17 protein-coding genes are annotated in these 16,691 nt (G+C 50.7%); all 17 read left to right on the top strand.

Translation table 11 applies throughout. From position 1 onward, the window contains the following. Positions 1–2: 2 nt before the first annotated feature. The 17 genes from mraY (at position 3) to AC50Y5_RS15010 (ending at position 16,619) form a co-directional block, all read left to right on the top strand. Entirely contained in the window at positions 3–965 is a 963-nt protein-coding gene (mraY, locus tag AC50Y5_RS15090) for a phospho-N-acetylmuramoyl-pentapeptide-transferase (RefSeq protein ID WP_056041635.1), read from the top strand. A gap of 317 nt (positions 966–1,282) precedes the next feature. Further along, on the top strand, positions 1,283–2,728 hold the full coding sequence (gene murD, locus AC50Y5_RS15085; RefSeq protein ID WP_056041633.1) for a UDP-N-acetylmuramoyl-L-alanine--D-glutamate ligase: 1,446 nt from the start codon (positions 1,283–1,285) through the stop codon (positions 2,726–2,728). A gap of 44 nt (positions 2,729–2,772) precedes the next feature. Beyond that, complete coding sequence (spoVE, locus tag AC50Y5_RS15080; protein ID WP_056041632.1) at positions 2,773–3,870, top strand: stage V sporulation protein E; 1,098 nt, start codon at positions 2,773–2,775, stop codon at positions 3,868–3,870. Positions 3,871–4,040: 170 nt separating this feature from the next. Further along, entirely contained in the window at positions 4,041–4,946 is a 906-nt protein-coding gene (gene murB, locus AC50Y5_RS15075) for a UDP-N-acetylmuramate dehydrogenase (RefSeq protein WP_056041630.1), read from the top strand. 15 nt (positions 4,947–4,961) lie between these two features. Next, positions 4,962–6,239, top strand: a complete 1,278-nt coding sequence (gene murA, locus AC50Y5_RS15070; RefSeq protein ID WP_056041628.1) for a UDP-N-acetylglucosamine 1-carboxyvinyltransferase — start codon at positions 4,962–4,964, stop codon at positions 6,237–6,239. Between the two features lie 84 nt (positions 6,240–6,323). Continuing rightward, entirely contained in the window at positions 6,324–7,073 is a 750-nt protein-coding gene (locus AC50Y5_RS15065) for a cell division protein FtsQ/DivIB (RefSeq protein ID WP_056041626.1), read from the top strand. 454 nt (positions 7,074–7,527) lie between these two features. Further along, positions 7,528–8,775 (top strand): cell division protein FtsA, encoded by a 1,248-nt coding sequence (gene ftsA, locus AC50Y5_RS15060; protein ID WP_056041624.1) that lies wholly within the window; start codon positions 7,528–7,530, stop codon positions 8,773–8,775. Between the two features lie 16 nt (positions 8,776–8,791). Continuing rightward, positions 8,792–9,925: a cell division protein FtsZ gene (ftsZ, locus tag AC50Y5_RS15055; protein ID WP_056041621.1), complete on the top strand. Its 1,134-nt coding sequence runs from the start codon at positions 8,792–8,794 to the stop codon at positions 9,923–9,925. Positions 9,926–10,281: 356 nt separating this feature from the next. Next, positions 10,282–11,286 carry a sigma-E processing peptidase SpoIIGA gene (gene spoIIGA / locus AC50Y5_RS15050; protein ID WP_235533304.1) on the top strand — a complete coding sequence of 335 codons (1,005 nt, stop codon included), beginning with the start codon at positions 10,282–10,284 and terminating at the stop codon, positions 11,284–11,286. Between the two features lie 5 nt (positions 11,287–11,291). After that, positions 11,292–12,014 (top strand): RNA polymerase sporulation sigma factor SigE, encoded by a 723-nt coding sequence (sigE, locus tag AC50Y5_RS15045; RefSeq protein ID WP_046230421.1) that lies wholly within the window; start codon positions 11,292–11,294, stop codon positions 12,012–12,014. Positions 12,015–12,116: 102 nt separating this feature from the next. Then, a complete protein-coding gene (gene sigG / locus AC50Y5_RS15040) occupies positions 12,117–12,899 on the top strand; it encodes an RNA polymerase sporulation sigma factor SigG (protein ID WP_056041617.1) in 783 nt (260 codons plus the stop codon). A gap of 273 nt (positions 12,900–13,172) precedes the next feature. Then, on the top strand, positions 13,173–13,451 hold the full coding sequence (locus AC50Y5_RS15035; protein ID WP_046230423.1) for a YlmC/YmxH family sporulation protein: 279 nt from the start codon (positions 13,173–13,175) through the stop codon (positions 13,449–13,451). A gap of 33 nt (positions 13,452–13,484) precedes the next feature. After that, the gene (gene pgeF, locus AC50Y5_RS15030) at positions 13,485–14,339 is read left to right on the top strand and encodes a peptidoglycan editing factor PgeF (protein WP_056041615.1); all 855 of its coding nucleotides are present in this window, start codon (positions 13,485–13,487) and stop codon (positions 14,337–14,339) included. A 5-nt stretch (positions 14,340–14,344) separates the two neighbouring features. Then, entirely contained in the window at positions 14,345–15,061 is a 717-nt protein-coding gene (locus AC50Y5_RS15025; RefSeq protein WP_056041613.1) for a YggS family pyridoxal phosphate-dependent enzyme, read from the top strand. Positions 15,062–15,064: 3 nt separating this feature from the next. Continuing rightward, entirely contained in the window at positions 15,065–15,520 is a 456-nt protein-coding gene (locus AC50Y5_RS15020) for a cell division protein SepF (protein WP_046230426.1), read from the top strand. A gap of 7 nt (positions 15,521–15,527) precedes the next feature. Next, positions 15,528–15,803, top strand: a complete 276-nt coding sequence (locus AC50Y5_RS15015) for a YggT family protein (RefSeq protein WP_494861762.1) — start codon at positions 15,528–15,530, stop codon at positions 15,801–15,803. 27 nt (positions 15,804–15,830) lie between these two features. Next, complete coding sequence (locus tag AC50Y5_RS15010; RefSeq protein ID WP_056041611.1) at positions 15,831–16,619, top strand: YlmH family RNA-binding protein; 789 nt, start codon at positions 15,831–15,833, stop codon at positions 16,617–16,619. Positions 16,620–16,691 lie beyond the last annotated feature (72 nt).

Genomic DNA, 16,691 nt, shown 5'->3' with positions numbered 1-16,691 from the left:
GCATGGACATGATGATTATTTTATTCACACTAGGCGTTTCTTTTTTGCTCGCGGCTCTGCTTGGGCCGATTTGTATTCCCTTGCTGAAACGGATGAAGTTTGGCCAGCAAATACGGACGGACGGACCGCAAAGCCATTTGAAAAAAAGCGGCACGCCAACGATGGGCGGCATCATTATTATGCTGGCGCTGCTCATAGCCTTTTTGAATTTTGCCGATAAGACGGCGGATTTCTGGGTGCTGCTTACCGCCTCGCTAGGCTTCGGCCTCGTAGGGTTTCTCGACGATTACATCAAAATCGTCTTCAAGCGCTCGCTCGGACTGACCGCGCGCCAGAAGCTGTTCGGACAGCTGCTGTTCTCGGTTATCGTCTGCGCTTTGCTGTACCAGATGCACCATAGCACAGAAATCATCGTTCCCGGCACGTCCTGGAGCTTCGATATGGGATGGTTTTATTACCCTTTTGTCGTCATTATTTTGTTCGCTGCCAGCAATTCGGTTAATTTCACCGATGGGCTGGACGGACTGCTCGCTGGTACAAGCGCGATTGCCTTTGGCGCCTTTACCATTGTAGCGCTGCAAGTATCGGCTTATGGCTCTGCTATTTTCTCGGCCGCGATGATTGGAGCCGTACTCGGCTTCCTGATCTACAACGCCTATCCAGCCAAAGTATTTATGGGGGATACCGGCTCGCTTGGCATCGGCGGGGGTATTGCGGCCGTAGCGATTTTGACGAAAATGGAGCTGCTGCTCATTTTGATTGGCGGTATTTTCGTACTCGAAATGCTGTCGGTCATTTTGCAGGTCGGTTCCTTCAAGCTGCGCGGCAAGCGGATTTTCAAAATGAGTCCGATTCATCATCATTTTGAATTGTCCGGCTGGTCCGAGTGGCGCGTCGTATCCACGTTTTGGGCGGTTGGCCTCGTGTTTGCGCTGCTGTCGCTGCTGCTGATACGCGTATTTTAAAATTGCTGCACACAAGCAAAAACGACTTCGTCGTCCTTCTAGGACGAGCGAAGAGCTTTGCCTTAGAATTCTAAGCGGATATAAGGATGAAACTTATAAATTCTTAGAATTCAAGGTGAAACGGCTTTCGCCGTCCTTTGGCGGCAAAGCAACCGTTTCGCGTAGAAATATAGAGAAAGGATGGAAAAATCATATCCTTTCCTATATTTTTCAAAATTATCAGGATAGCAGCTGGCGCTTCAAGCAACGCCCCGATCCAATGCGGATCGTGGCATTGCGAGGCTCATGCTGCTGGCCTTTACAAGGAGCTGTCATTTATGGATCATCCGGCATCATACCGGGGCCGCCGCGTTGTGGTGCTTGGCCTGGCAAGAAGCGGGGTTAGCGTCGCAAAGGTGTTTCATTCCTATGGGGCGGAGGTAATAGTAAACGATAAAAAAGAGCAAGACCAATGTCCCGAAGCGGATGAGCTAATCGCTTTGGGCATTTCTGTGCTTTGCGGTTCACATCCAGACGACCTCATTTCGGCTGATACAGCGCTGCTCGTGAAAAATCCGGGCATCCCTTATTCTACTCCGCCCATTGTGCAAGCCGAAGCAGCAGGCGTTGAAATTGTGACCGAGGTGGAAGTGGCCTATTGGCTTTCGCCGGCACCGATTATCGGCATTACAGGCTCGAATGGCAAAACGACAACGACAACCTGGATCGGCGAGCTGCTGGAGGCGGCAGGTAAAAATCCCATCGTGGCTGGCAATATTGGCCGCCCGTTATGCGAAGCAGCGGTAGAAGCGACAGAAGACAACTGGCTTGTTGCCGAGCTGAGCAGCTTTCAGCTTAAAGGGACAAACGGTTTCCGTCCCCGCGTCGCCCTGCTGCTCAATCTAGTAGAGACGCATCTGGATTATCATGGCGGCATGGAAGATTACATACTTTCGAAGGCAAAGCTGTTTGCCAATCAGACGGCGGACGATACGGCTGTGCTGAATTGGGATGATCCGGTTTGCCGGCAGCTCGCTGATCAGGTGAATGCGACCATCTTGCCCTTCTCGCTTTATGAGAAGCTAAGCTATGGGATAGCGATTGAGCCTCCATATGTTAAGAGCGCTGCAAACGCTTCTCCCGCTAAAAATGAAGCTGCTGACGTACGCCATATCGTATGGCGCACGCAGGATGGGACGGAAACGAAGCTGCTTGAAGTGGGCGAGCTGGGCCTCCCAGGGCGCCACAATGCGGCAAACGCGCTTGCGGCCATTGCAGCATGCCTAGCGGCCGGAGCATTGCCGGAGCAGCTTACCGAGACGCTGCGGAGCTTTAAAGGTGTAGAGCACAGGCTGGAGTATGCAGGCGAAGTGAAAGGGGTCAAATACTACAACGATTCCAAGGCAACAAATCCGACGGCGACTACGATGTCCGTGGGATCGTTGACTGCGCCAATCGTACTTATTGCAGGGGGCCTTGATCGCGGCTCGGATTACATGGAGCTGCTGCCGCTGTTCCGCGATCGGCTCAAAGGGCTTGTGGCGCTAGGCGAGACGCGCGGCAAGCTTGGGCATGTTGCGGAGCTGGCAGGTTTAGCAGGCGTTCGTTTGGTCGAACCTGAAGACAGCGCCGAAGCGACTTTGCGCGAAGCCGTGCGGCAGGCAGCCGCGCTGGCAGCGCCGGGCGACATCGTATTGCTGTCGCCTGCCTGCGCCAGCTGGGATATGTTTACATCCTATGAGCAGCGCGGGCGCATTTTTAAAGATTCGGCGCATACCTTGTAAGTAGGGGGCTTGTCCCTACTTTTACATGCAAAGAGGTGTACGCTATGGCCAAAGCCAGGTCTGCCCCGGACGTATGGATGATCGTCTCTATTGCGCTCATTCTGGCTATCGGAATCATTATGGTATACAGCGCGAGCGCAGTGCTCGCTTTTCATGAATTCGGAGACCGCTATTATTACGTCAAGCGCCAGCTGCTGTTTGCCGGTCTCGGCGTCTGTGCGCTCATCTTCACGATGAATATGAATTATCTCGTATGGCGCAAATGGGCAAAAATCGCCTTGATCATCTGCTTTGTTCTGCTTATCATCGTACTGATCCCAGGCGTGGGCGTCGTGCGCGGCGGTGCGCGAAGCTGGATCGGCATTAGCTCGTTCGGCATTCAGCCTTCCGAATTCATGAAGCTGGCCATGATTTTATTTTTGGCAAAATGGCTTTCCGAGAAGCAGCAGACGATTACTCTGTTCGTCAAGGGGCTGCTGCCTCCGCTCGGGATGGCGCTGCTCGCCTTCGGCCTTATTATGCTGCAGCCTGATCTGGGCTCCGGTGCGGTCATGGTCGCGGCATCGCTGCTGTTGATCTTTACCGCGGGCGCCCAGCTCAAGCATTTGAGCTTGCTCGCGCTAGCAGGCATGGCAGGGCTTGTCGGCCTTATACTGGCCGCTCCCTACCGGCTGCAGCGCATCTCGGGCTTCCTTGATCCGTGGGCTGATCCGCTTGGCTCAGGCTATCAAATTATTCAATCGCTATATGCGATTGGACCAGGAGGGCTAGTCGGGCTTGGTCTAGGCATGAGCAGGCAGAAGTTCAGCTATTTGCCGGAGCCGCAAACGGACTTTATTTTCTCCATCGTTGCAGAGGAGCTTGGCTTCATCGGAGGGTCGGCACTTATTGTGCTGTTTATGATTGTGGTTTGGCGCGGCATTCGAACGGCGATTTACGCGCCTGATACGTTCGGCAGCTTGCTCGCAGTTGGCATCACGAGCATTATCGGCGTTCAGGTGCTTATCAACATCGGTGTCGTTATCGGCATGATGCCTGTAACGGGCATTACGCTGCCGCTTGTCAGCTATGGCGGTTCATCGCTTACGCTTCTGCTCACATCGCTGGGCATTTTACTTAATATTTCACGTTATTCAAGGTGAAGGAACAACTAGGCTAGCGAAGCTTGCTTCGCACAATAAGCGGGCTTTGCAGTTGGCGCTATAGGCATTTGTAACACTACCCGGGCATGAGGCATAGGATACTCTTATAAATCGTGACCATCGCCGAGTGAGCCTGTTCTTCACCTTGAAGCAGAAGGAGGTTAGACAGCATGGAACATGTAGCTGAGCTGTTGGAGAATGCAAAAATTGGTAAAGTATTCATTAATGAACGGCTGGAAAATCATACTACTTGGAAAATAGGCGGTCCTGCCGATATTCTTATTATACCGGATGGACAGGAGCAAATAATGTCAGCTGTCCGGCTGCTTCATGAAAACGGCATACCTTGGACCCATTTGGGACGCGGCTCCAATATGCTGGTGAGCGACAAAGGCATTCGCGGCGTTGTCATTAAGCCTCGAGGTGGACTGGATTATGTGCGCTTCGACGGGAACACCGTTCATGCCGGAGCGGCTTATTCCTTCATTAAACTGTCTGTGATGTCCAGCAAGGAAGGACTGACGGGCTTGGAATTTGCCGGGGGCATTCCGGGAACGGTAGGCGGGGCCGTCTATATGAATGCCGGTGCGCATGGATCGGATGTGTCGCGTATTTTCAAATCAGCTGAAATTGTGCTGGAAAATGGTGAATTGGTAACCTATGGACCCGAGGATATGCAATTTTCTTACCGACACTCCGTGCTCCATGAGCGCAAAGGGCTCGTGCTTTCAGCGACCTTCGAGCTTACGCCTGGAGATCGTCAGGAAATTGCTGCAACGCTGGCCTCTTACAAGGAAAGGCGGCTGCGCACGCAACCGCTGCAGCTGGCATGTGCGGGCAGCGTCTTCCGCAATCCGCCAGGCGATTATGCTGCCAGATTGATCGAGGAGGCGGGGCTTAAAGGCTTCCGTGTAGGTGCGGCTGAAGTATCCGTGCTGCATGCCAATTTTATCGTCAACACCGGGCAAGCGACAGCTGAAGATGTGCTTACCCTCATGGCTCATATTCAAGGCGTCATTGTAGATCGATTTGGGATCAGCTTGGTGCCGGAAGTGCTGGTGGTGGGTGAGCGGTAATTCGGAGGTGAGACATTGGACAAATTGGTGATTGAAGGCGGGAAACCACTCTCAGGAACCATTGTTATCCAAGGAGCGAAAAATGCCGCTTTGCCAATATTGGCAGCCAGCTTGTTGACCGAAGGCGAAACGACGCTGGAACATGTGCCGAAGCTGCTGGATATCGACGTCATGCTCAGCATACTGCGGGAACTCGGATGCCATGCGGAGCATGAGGGCGATACGGTACAGCTGAATACGGAAAGCATGCACCTAGCCCATGTGCCGGAAAAGTTAATGGGGCAGATGCGCTCGTCCATCTTTCTAATGGGGCCGCTTCTTGCGAGATTTGGTGAAGTGCAGGTGTATCAGCCTGGCGGCTGCGCTATTGGGCAGCGCAAAATTGATTTGCATCTGGAGGGACTTCGGGTGCTCGGGGCCGAAATTGAAGAAGTGGGCAATCGCATTATTTGCCGGGCAGACCGTCTCAAAGGAGCAGATATCCATCTAAGCTTCCCTAGTGTCGGAGCGACGGAAAATATTATGATGGCTGCTGTGCTTGCTGAAGGGCGAACGATGATTACGAATGCTGCTCGCGAGCCGGAAATTCAAGATTTGCAGCGGTTTCTCAATGCGATGGGCGCCGAGATGATCGGGGCGGGTACGGATACGATTACGATCAATGGCGTGAAGTCGCTTTCTCCTTGTACGTACAAGGTCATTCCTGATCGAATTGTAACCGGCACCTTAATGGTTGCCGCGGCTGCGACGCGCGGTCAAATTACTCTTCTGAATACATGCCCCTCCCACTTGTCTTCCTTAATACACGTGCTTCGCAGGTCAGGTATTCAAATCACTATCCACGATGATATAATAAAAGTCAGCTGTGCATCCCGCCCCAAAGCCATTGAACGAATTGTTACTTCTCCATACCCTGCTTTTCCAACCGACCTGCAATCTCAAGTGATGGTGCTGCTGGCGCTTGCAGACGGAACGAGCATTATGAAGGAGACGATTTTCGAAGGCAGGCTGAGGCATGTTGACGAACTATCGCGAATGGGTGCGGATATACGGGTTGATATGAATGCGGCTTTTATCCGGGGCGTTCCGCGTCTTTATGGAGCGACGGTGGAAGCAACGGATTTGCGGGCAGGAGCAGCGCTTGTAATCGCTGGCCTCGCTGCGCAAGGAAAGACGGTAGTGGAGCAAATTCATCATATTGATCGGGGCTATGATCGCATTGAAACGATGTTAAGCAAACTGGGAGCAAGGATTTCTCGCAATTCTCCTGTTCCTCATGTTCCTAATAACTAGTGTATGCGAACAAGCGCCTGAATAGAAACTCCCGGCTCCTGCTATTTGGGAACCGGATGTTTTTGGGGAAAGAAGGGACAAGTTATGAGCGCGCCGATGCCAGTGCTAAAAAAACCGGTTGGCAAACGAAAAGGCAATCGCAAGCTGCTTAGCGTGCTTGTGCTGCTGTTTGTCATTGTGCTGTCCGTGCTATTTTTTAATTCTTCTATTAGCAAAATTTCGGAGATTCGTATTGAGGGCACAGCCTATACGACGACTGCAGAAATTGGACAGGCTGCTGCCATATCGGTGGGTGACGCTTTTTTCGGCACAACGTCAGCAACGATTGAGCAAGCGGTTAAAGCGATTCCGACTATTAACAACGTTACCGTGGACAAAGCTTTCCCTGGGAAGGTAACGATTACGGTAGAGGAATATCCGGTAGTCGCCTTTGAGCTGTTAAGCGATGGCAATTTGACAGCATTGCTTGCGAACGGATCAGAGCTTCCAGCTGCTAATGAGGAGCTATTGGTCAATAAGCCTGTATTGTCTGGCTGGAAGCAGGGGGATGATTATCGCGTAGAGCTAGCGGAGCAGCTTGGCAAAATTCCGGCGAAGCAGCTGTCTGATTTATCCGAAATTATGCCATATCCATCGAAGGCGTATCCTGACCGCATCAAAATTTACACGCGCACGAAATTCGAGGTAGTAACGGCTATTTCATTGCTGAGCGAGAAAATCGAAACGATGAATGCGGTCATTGAAACGCAGGAGCCTGGAAAAATAACCCTGCTGCTTGCCGATACGTATGATTCCTTTATTAAGACAGATCCAGAAAATGAAGAGGGCAGTTGAAAAACAGACTACTCAATTTAAGAAAACAGTGATAAAATTTTATAGGTGGACTTTTAAAAAAGAAAGCAAAACGACGTGCATGGCGCTTAAACACCATATGAGTATTTTTTAAAATATAGGAAAGGATATGATCTTCCCATCCTTTCTCTATATTTCCCGGAATGAAACGCGCCGCGCCGCCAAAGGATGGCGAAAGCCGTTTCACCTTGAAATATAGGAAAGTATGTGATTTCGTCATCCTTTCTCTATATTTCTCGGAATGAAAACGCGCCGCGCCGCCAAAGGATGGCGACAGCCGTTTCACCTTGATGAAATTAAAATTCATATAGAGTTAGAAAAATAGTGCCCTTAAAAAGAGGGATACTATTAACTGCGTTGAATATGTAAAAAGGCGTTTTGTGATTAAACTGATACAAGCTGTATAATTTATAAGTTGAAACGGAGGTGCCGCGGGTTGAGCAGCAACGACATCATCGTCAGTTTAGACATCGGTACATCCAAAGTTCGTGCTATTATTGGCGAAGTGAATAACGGAGCCATTAATATTATTGGAGTTGGATCTGCCGACTCAGAGGGTATTCGCAAAGGAGCTATTGTAGATATCGACCAGACCGTTCAGTCGATTCGTAATGCAATTGAGCATGCGGAACGAATGGTAGGTATTCAAATATCAGACGTCTATGTAGGGATTCAAGGCAACCATATTGCTTTGCAAACCAATCATGGCGTCGTTGCCGTATCCAATGAGGACCGTGAAATTGGCGAGGAAGATATTGAAAGAGTTGTGCAAGCTGCGAAAGTAGTAGCTTTGCCGCCTGAACGCGAGATTATTAATTTAGTGCCGAAGCAATATTTGGTAGACGGACTGGAAGGCATATCCGATCCTCGGGGGATGATCGGCGTGCGTCTGGAAGTGGAAGCCACCATTGTAACAGGTGCTAAGACAGCGATACATAATTTGATGCGCTGTGTGGAGAAAGCAGGACTCCGCATTTCCGGCGTCATCTTGATGTCATTGGCATCCGGCGTCATATCGCTGACGAAAGACGAGAAAACGATGGGTACTGTACTAGCGGATATCGGAGCAGGCTCCTGCACGATTACGATTTTCGAGCAGGGCGGACTTGCGGCGACTTCTACGCTTCCTATCGGCGGAGAGTACGTAACGAACGATATCGCTTACGGCTTGCGTACCCAAAGTGATCAAGCGGAGAAAATCAAGCTGAAATACGGCTGTTCCTACATTGGCGATGCTGCGGAAGATGTGAAGTTCAAAGTTCTCCGTATGGGAAGCAATGTTGAGAAGGAATTTTCTCAAGTCGATTTGGCGAGCATTATCGAGCCTCGGATGCAGGAGATTTTCAGCCTGATCAAGCAAGAGGTTCGTCGTCTTGGTTATCATGACAAGGTCAGCAGCTATGTGCTGACTGGAGGAGCAGTGACAATGCCGGGCACATTGGCGCTTGCTCAAGCAGAGCTTGAATCCACCGTGCGCGTGGCACTTCCGGATTATATCGGCGTGCGCGACCCCGCTTACAGCAGCGGTGTGGGAATGATTCAATACGTATCGAAATATATGGGAGTGCGCGGAACAACCAGCACAGTGAAAAAAGCCGCAAGCAGCCGCAAAACGGGTTCCACCGCTTCATCCAAACCCGGTATGTTCGAACGGATAAAAAATATGTTTAACGAATTTATTTGATCGGGGGAAATTGATGATGTTGGAATTCGACATGGAATTGGAGCAGCTCGCTCAAATAAAAGTAATCGGCGTCGGCGGCGGCGGCAGCAATGCGGTTAACCGAATGATTGAAAATGGGGTAAAAGGTGTTGACTTTATTACAGTCAATACGGATGCTCAGGCGCTGCATTTGGCGAAATCCGAGCACAAGCTGCAAATCGGCGATAAGCTGACACGCGGACTTGGCGCGGGCGCTAACCCGGAAGTGGGGAAGAAAGCGGCTGAGGAATCCCGTGATCTCGCACTCAACCAGTTGAAAGGCTCGGACATGGTATTCGTTACCGCTGGTATGGGCGGCGGCACAGGAACAGGCGCTGCGCCTGTTATTGCCGAAATTGCAAGAGAATGCGGAGCGCTGACAGTAGGCGTTGTAACCCGTCCATTCACCTTCGAAGGCCGCAAGCGTGCCGCACAAGCGGAAATGGGCATAGAAGCGCTTAAAGAGAAAGTAGATACGCTGATCGTTATCCCAAATGACCGTCTACTCGAGATTGTCGACAAGAAGACGCCTATGCTGGAAGCGTTCCGTGAAGCGGATAACGTGCTTCGTCAAGCGGTGCAAGGTATTTCCGATTTGATCCAAGTACCTGGTCTTATCAACCTTGACTTCGCAGACGTTAAGACGATTATGACAGAGCGCGGCTCTGCACTGATGGGAATCGGCGAAGCCAGCGGTGAGAACCGTGCAGCAGAAGCAGCGAAAAAAGCGATTATGAGCCCGCTGCTGGAAACGTCCATTGATGGCGCGCGCGGCGTTATTATGAACATTACAGGCGGCAGCAACTTGAGCTTGTATGAAGTTAATGAAGCAGCTGAAATTGTTATTTCCGCCTCCGATCCGGAAGTGAATATGATATTTGGTGCCATCATTGACGATAATTTGAAGGATGAAATCAAAGTTACCGTCATTGCGACTGGATTTGAGCACAAGGGTGCTCCGGCTGCTAGACGCTCGCCGCAGCAGCAAGGAGAATCAGAGACTCGCCAGCCGGCAAGTCCGACCTCCACGCCTGCTTCGACATCGTCTGTCAAGCCTTTTGGCGCAAGCACCTCGAGCGATCAGCTTGAGATTCCAGCCTTTTTGCGCAACCGTCCACGCAGCGATCGCTAGCAGGCGGTTTATCGCCTACAAGAAAGTCCGCTTTTCCCCATATTTTTTTGGGGGAGAGCGGGCTTTTTTTGCGTTTCCTAAAATATAGGAAAGGATATGATTTTCCAGCCTTTCCTATATTTCTCGGACTGAAACGCGCCGTGCCGCCAGAGGACGGCGACAGCCGTTTCACCTTATGCCCTAGCAGGAGCTAGGCAAAAACACTTTTGCCGCTGTCAAACGACCGCTTGTCCTGCCGTTTTTTATTTGCTCGCTCGACAAAAAAAGATGGCTCACCCCGTCATGATTAGACAGACTTTGAAATAGGATTTTAATATACTAGTCTCAATCGTTCTCACCGGCGCTATGAAGCAAGCTTGGCGGACGGAATTCGCGGGAAGGTGACGATTGTGGCTGTATATGTCGATGTCATGTTTGTGCGGGAGCTGCTGGTCGACGGTGGGCTGCTGCTGACGACAGCATGGGCGAGGAACATTCGTGCCAAGCCATGGCGGGTGCTCGCCGCTGCAAGTGTAGGAGCCAGCTACGTCGTGCTTATGCTGTTTCCGATGCTATCCGTCCTGTTTACCTTAGTAGTCAAGCTGGGCATCTCGATGCTGATGCTGTGGATTGCTTTTGGTTATGGGTCGATTCAGCATTTTCTTCGCACGACGGCAGCCTTTTATGCCGTTAATTTTGTGGCGGCAGGAGCGATCATCGGCATTTATTATTTGCTGATGCAGGGCTCGGGAGAAGTATGGAGAACGATTGCCTTTGTCGATGGAAGCATGCATGTTGAACTGAAAATGAGCCTTATTTATTTATTTGCAGCGTTTTGTATCGGGCTGTATATATACCGCACCGTGTTGACGCAGCGTCGTGAAAGGGAGTTGGTGCAAACTCATCTTGCCGATGTAATTATTCATATTGAAAATCAGGAATTTCGCTGCATCGGATTGATTGATACGGGCAATCAGCTCTATGATCCGCTGTCACGAACTCCGGTAATGGTCGTTGAAGCCGCTCTTTGGCAAAATGAATTGCCACCTTCATGGCTGCAAAGCATTCGCGAGGCCGAGGTGGATCGTCTGGTAGCAGGCATGGGCGAAGAAGTGTTTATTTGGCAGCATCGATTGCGCCTCATTCCTTACCGCGGCGTCAACCGCGGCTCGCAATTTATGCTGGCGCTAAAGCCGGATTTTGTCCGAATTGAGCGGGATGGCTGCAGCTATGTAGCGAAAAAAGTGTTGATTGGGCTCGATGGCGGCAAGCTGACAGCAGACAGCTCGTATCAGGCGATCATTCATCCGGCACTTGTGCAGACCCCGCAAGCGGATGTGAAACAGGAGACTGAAAAAACTACGATTATCGGGGAGGGATAGGCCGGATGCTCGTCAAGTGGAAATTGGTTCTGCAGTTATATTATTATCGGACTTTATTTTTATTCGGACTAAAAAGCGAAGAGATTTATTATATTGGTGGAAGCGAGGCGCTGCCGCCTCCCTTGACTCGGGAAGAAGAAGAATATTTGCTGGGCAAGCTGCCTTCTGGCGATACGGCTATCCGGGCGATGCTCATTGAGCGCAACCTGCGGCTTGTCGTATACATTGCCCGCAAATTCGAAAATACAGGCATTCACATTGAGGATTTGGTGTCGATTGGCGCCATTGGCTTAATTAAAGCGGTCAACACCTTTGATCCTGAGAAAAAAATCAAGCTGGCCACCTATGCATCGCGCTGTATCGAAAATGAAATTCTCATGTATTTGCGCCGCAACAATAAAACGCGCACCGAGGTCTCTTTTGACGAGCCGCTGAATATTGATTGGGATGGCAATGAGCTGCTGCTGTCGGATGTGCTCGGAACGGAAAACGATACGATTTACCGCAACATTGAGGAGCAGGTCGATCGCAAGCTGCTGCATAAGGCGCTCGACAAGCTGACGGAGCGTGAACGCATCATTATGGAGCTGCGATTCGGGCTGGCGGACGGGGAAGAGAAAACACAGAAGGACGTTGCCGATCTGCTCGGTATCTCTCAATCTTATATTTCGCGTTTGGAAAAACGCATAATTAAGCGGCTGCGCAAGGAGTTCAACAAAATGGTATAAAAGGGCAATCCATAGACTTGCAAAGCGGAGGGTGAAGCAGGAATATTTCGGGCGTCCGAGGAGATAATGAACATTAATGTTTCTCCTTGGGAGGTAATCACGTTGGCACGAAATAAAGTCGAGATCTGTGGAGTGGATACCGCAAAACTGCCTGTCCTGACAAATGTTGAAATGCGGGAGCTGTTCACCGCTTTGCAAACCCGCAATGAGTGGGCAGCCAGAGAGAAATTGGTTAATGGCAACTTGAGGCTTGTGCTCAGTGTCATTCAACGGTTTAACAATAGGGGAGAGTTTGTAGACGACTTATTCCAGGTCGGCTGCATTGGACTTATGAAGGCGATAGATAATTTTGATCTTGGCCAGAACGTCAAATTTTCCACCTATGCTGTCCCGATGATTATCGGGGAAATCCGCCGTTATTTGCGCGACAATAACCCGATTAGAGTATCTCGTAGCTTGCGCGATATCGCTTATAAAGCGCTGCAAGCCAGAGACAGCTTAACGAATCAAAATTCGCGCGAGCCGACGATTTTTGAAATTTCCGAAATGCTGAATGTTCCAAAGGAAGATGTTGTGTTCGCGCTTGATGCGATTCAGGACCCGGTATCGTTGTTTGAGCCGATTTACCATGATGGCGGCGATCCGATTTATGTCATGGATCAAATTAGCGATGACAAAAACAAAGATGTGTCGTGGATCGAGGAAATCGCGCTCCGCGAAGCGATGCATAAACTGAATAATCGGGAAAAAATGATTTTGTCGATGCGGTTTTTCGAAGGCAAGACGCAAATGGAGGTCGCCGATGAAATCGGCATCTCGCAGGCTCAAGTATCACGCCTAGAAAAGTCGGCGATCCAGCAAATGCAGAAGTATGTCAAGACGTAGACGCTCGAGACAAAGATGACGAGCTGCGTGGAAGGTTTGGCTTTCACGCAGCTCGCCTTATGGGAAGCAGGCCGGACATTGATGTCCGGTCTTTTTAATGTCTTTATGCCCGCCGGATGCTGCTAAAAGTAGTTATTTTGCGAAAGAGGACATTTTGGGCGCGTCTTACATATACTGATATAAAAGAGTGCACAGCTAGGCGGAGCAGGGCAGTACAGCATGCCCGGTCATAAAAATGGTTATTCATCCCGCTGGAAAAGTGGTGAGCAAACGATGAAGATATCTGATTTTCAGACGAAGGATGTCATTAATATTGTGGATGGCAAGAAGCTTGGGCATATTACCGATTTGGAGCTGGATTTGAGGCAGGGACGCATCGATTCCATCGTGATTCCGCAGTATAGCCGCTTTATGGGGCTGTTTGGCGGGCCAGGCGGCGAGGTCGTCATTCCTTGGCGCAACATTGTGAAAATTGGGGCGGATGTAGTGCTCGTACGCATGGATGAAACGAAGCAGCGCCTGGAGGAAGAGGATTTGCACGCAAGAGGATAACAGGGTAAACTGCATAAAGAGGTGATGACCCGAATGGAAGCTTTTAAGTGGAATCATTCAGCGAAGAATCCTTCGCTTTTTTTGTTGTCTAATTGGATGGATGAAAATAATCAGCTGACAGCCGGGTTTACCGGCCGCGATGGCGGTGTAAGCGCCGCGCCTTGGGCGACGCTGAATATGGGGCTCCATGTCGGCGATGCAGATCGCGACGTTATTCACAACCGCCAGCAGGTTGCTGATGCGGTCGGCTTTCCCTTCGAGGCGTGGACCTGCGCGGAGCAGGTGCATGGCGCTGATGTATATAAAGTAACCGAGCAGGACGCTGGGCGGGGCAGGGAGTCCCGCAGCGATGCGATTGCGGATACCGATGCCCTGATGACGGATGTGCCGGGCATTTTGCTCGCTTCCTTTTATGCCGATTGCGTGCCGCTTTATTTTTATGATCCGGAGCATCAGGCGGTAGCGCTTGCCCATGCGGGCTGGAAAGGGACCGTTGCGCATATTGCCAAAGTGACGCTTGAGGCGATGGCCGCGCAATATGGCACTAGAGCGGACAATGTGCGTGCCGCTATCGGCCCGTCGATTGGCGGCTGCTGTTATGAGGTCGACCAAACGGTCATTAGCAAGGTGCTTCCTTTGCTCGAATCCTTCGAGCTGAGCGGCGAAGAAGCGCGTAATTCGCTGATAAAGCTGCTGCCAAATGGCAAGGCGATGGTCGACTTGAAAGAAATTAACCGTCAGATTATGATAAAAGCAGGAATTATGCCGATCCATATCGAATTAACACAGTGGTGTACTGGCTGTCGTCAGGATCTGTTTTTCTCCCACCGGATGGAGGGCGGCAAAACAGGACGAATGGCCAGCTGGATTGGGATTGCAAAGAGGTGACGAAATTGGAGAGCTCATTAACAGAGCGGATAGCAAATGTACAGCGCCGGATCGATGCAGCATGCGAGAGAAGCGGTCGTAAGCCGGAGGATGTGAACGTTATTGCGGTGACTAAATATGTATCGCTCGCTACAGCTGTTCAGGCGTTTGACGAGGGACTTCGCCATTTAGGCGAAAACCGCTTTCAGGACGCGCTGCCCAAGTGGGAAGCGATTAGCGGCGAAACAGCCGAAGGAGGCGATGGACAAGCCATCTGGCATTTCATCGGTTCGCTGCAGACGAATAAGGTTAAAGATGTCATAGGGAAGTTTACATACATTCACTCGCTGGACCGCTTGTCGCTTGCACAGGCAATCGAGAAGCGAGCAGCGCAGCTTGGCGTGCAGGTGCCCTGTATGATTCAGGTTAATGTATCGGGCGAAGACTCCAAGCATGGCCTTGAACCGGAGCAGCTCCCGGAGCTTCTGGAAGCGATTAAAGGCTTTCAGTATGTACAGCCGGTAGGCTTAATGACGATGGCGCCTTATGAGGCTGAAGCTGAGCAGACCCGGCCTGTGTTCCGCGCTTTGCGGGAGCTGAGGGATAAGATGAATAGGGCAGTGGCTTTGAACGCTCCGCTGACGGAACTTTCCATGGGCATGTCGAATGACTTTGAGGTCGCGATTGAAGAAGGCGCAACGTGGATTAGATTAGGAACGATACTAGTTGGAAAAGAGGGATGACGAATGGGCGTTATGAATAAGTTTATGAATTTTCTTGGTTTGCAGGAGGAAGAAGAGATCATTGAACGGGAAAGAAGCGCGCAGCCGGAGGAGCCAGACCATGAAATTGAAACCTCTCCGTTCGAAGCACGTAAAAATACAAAGGGCAACAACATCGTAAGCATACATTCGCAGAAAAATGTACGAGTTATCTTAAGCGAGCCGCGCTCCTATGATGAGGCGCAGGATATTGCCGATCATCTGCGTTCGCGCCGTGCCGTCATTGTGAACCTGCAGCGTGTGCGTACCGATTTGGCGCTTCGCATTGTTGATTTCCTCAGCGGTACAGTGTACGCTTTGGGTGGCAATATTTCGAAGCTCGGCCCGAACATTTTCCTATGTACGCCGGATTCGGTTGAAATTCAAGGGTCGATTACGGAAATGATGGCAGAGGACAATGAATACTCCAAAATGAGGTGACCACCGATTGTTTAGTAGTGTATCAGGGCTCATTATGAACCTTCAAAGTATTTACAGCTTTATGATTATTGGTTATGTGTTAATGTCGTGGTTGCCCAATGCGCGCGAAAGCTTTATTGGCGTATTTTTAGGCAAGCTGGTTGAGCCGTACTTAGGCATTTTCCGCCGTTTCATTCCACCGATTGGCGGCATGATTGATATTTCCCCAATCGTAGCGATTTTTGCGCTTCGTTTTGTGGCAATGGGGCTCATTGCGGTAGTAGGCTTTATACTGCCGGGCTAGATTTCAAAAGTTAGGAAGGGAATTTCAATGAAATTACCTATATATGACCATTTCCACCCGGACGAGAAGCCATTCGTTGACCGGGCGTGGGAATGGGTGGAGCGGTCCGCACAGCAGCATGAGCTGAAGCGGACCGATTTTTTGGACCCGAGACAGGCTCAGATCGTTCAAAGCCTCGTCAATCGCCATCCGGATGTGGAGCTGCGGCTTGATGGCGGCTACCCTGAGGCAGAGCGCTGCCGGGCGATTATTGGGCCGGATTACCGCGATCTGGATCAGGAGCTTGCCGCAATTGCTGTGCTGGAGGTACAGGTCAGCGGTCCGGGCGGGACAAGCCAGCAGCTCGATCATGGCGATTACCTTGGCGCCCTGCTGGGCCTTGGCATCAAGCGTGACCGGGTAGGGGACATTCATGTCCATGAAACTTTCGCTCACATTATGATGACGGAAGATATTGCGGATTATTTGAACGTTCACTTAAGGCAGGTGCACCGTGCGAGCGTATTGACCGAAATCATTCCACTGTCTTCCTTGTCGCCAGTCGTGCCAGAGCTGCAGGAAATGAGCTTTACAGTGGCTTCGATGCGGGTAGACGGTATTGCAAGCGATGTGCACCGGATCAGCCGTACAAAAATTGTAGATCCCATTCGCGCCGGCAGATGCCGGGTGAACTGGAAAACGGTGGAAGACCCGTCCGAGCAGCTGCGCGAAGGCGATGTCGTATCTATAAAAGGGTTGGGCCGATTTAAAGTTATGGAGGCGGATGGCGTGACGAAGAAAGGCAGAATTCGGCTGAAGGTGGGCAAATTTATTTAGCCCAATTGCAGGATTTTGCTGGCGGTTGTCGAATCCTTTCCACAGCAAATGTTTTCCGGTATGGAAATAAGT

This window comes from Paenibacillus sp. JT22N7, assembly GCF_059383875.1.
The sequence above is the reverse complement of the archived record's forward strand: the minus strand, read 5'-3'. Positions and strand labels throughout refer to the sequence as shown.

Bases quoted from the DNA above. Each gene is read 5' to 3' on its own strand.
- sigE (WP_046230421.1), top strand. From the start codon at position 11,292: ATGCTCGTCAAGTGGAAATTGGTTCTGCAGTTATATTATTATCGGACT.
- ftsZ (WP_056041621.1), top strand. From the start codon at position 8,792: ATGTTGGAATTCGACATGGAATTGGAGCAGCTCGCTCAAATAAAAGTA.
- mraY (WP_056041635.1), top strand. From the start codon at position 3: ATGGACATGATGATTATTTTATTCACACTAGGCGTTTCTTTTTTGCTC.
- AC50Y5_RS15065 (WP_056041626.1), top strand. From the start codon at position 6,324: ATGAGCGCGCCGATGCCAGTGCTAAAAAAACCGGTTGGCAAACGAAAA.
- AC50Y5_RS15010 (WP_056041611.1), top strand. From the start codon at position 15,831: ATGAAATTACCTATATATGACCATTTCCACCCGGACGAGAAGCCATTC.
- AC50Y5_RS15020 (WP_046230426.1), top strand. From the start codon at position 15,065: ATGGGCGTTATGAATAAGTTTATGAATTTTCTTGGTTTGCAGGAGGAA.
- murD (WP_056041633.1), top strand. From the start codon at position 1,283: ATGGATCATCCGGCATCATACCGGGGCCGCCGCGTTGTGGTGCTTGGC.
- pgeF (WP_056041615.1), top strand. From the start codon at position 13,485: ATGGAAGCTTTTAAGTGGAATCATTCAGCGAAGAATCCTTCGCTTTTT.
- AC50Y5_RS15035 (WP_046230423.1), top strand. From the start codon at position 13,173: ATGAAGATATCTGATTTTCAGACGAAGGATGTCATTAATATTGTGGAT.
- spoVE (WP_056041632.1), top strand. From the start codon at position 2,773: ATGGCCAAAGCCAGGTCTGCCCCGGACGTATGGATGATCGTCTCTATT.
- murB (WP_056041630.1), top strand. From the start codon at position 4,041: ATGGAACATGTAGCTGAGCTGTTGGAGAATGCAAAAATTGGTAAAGTA.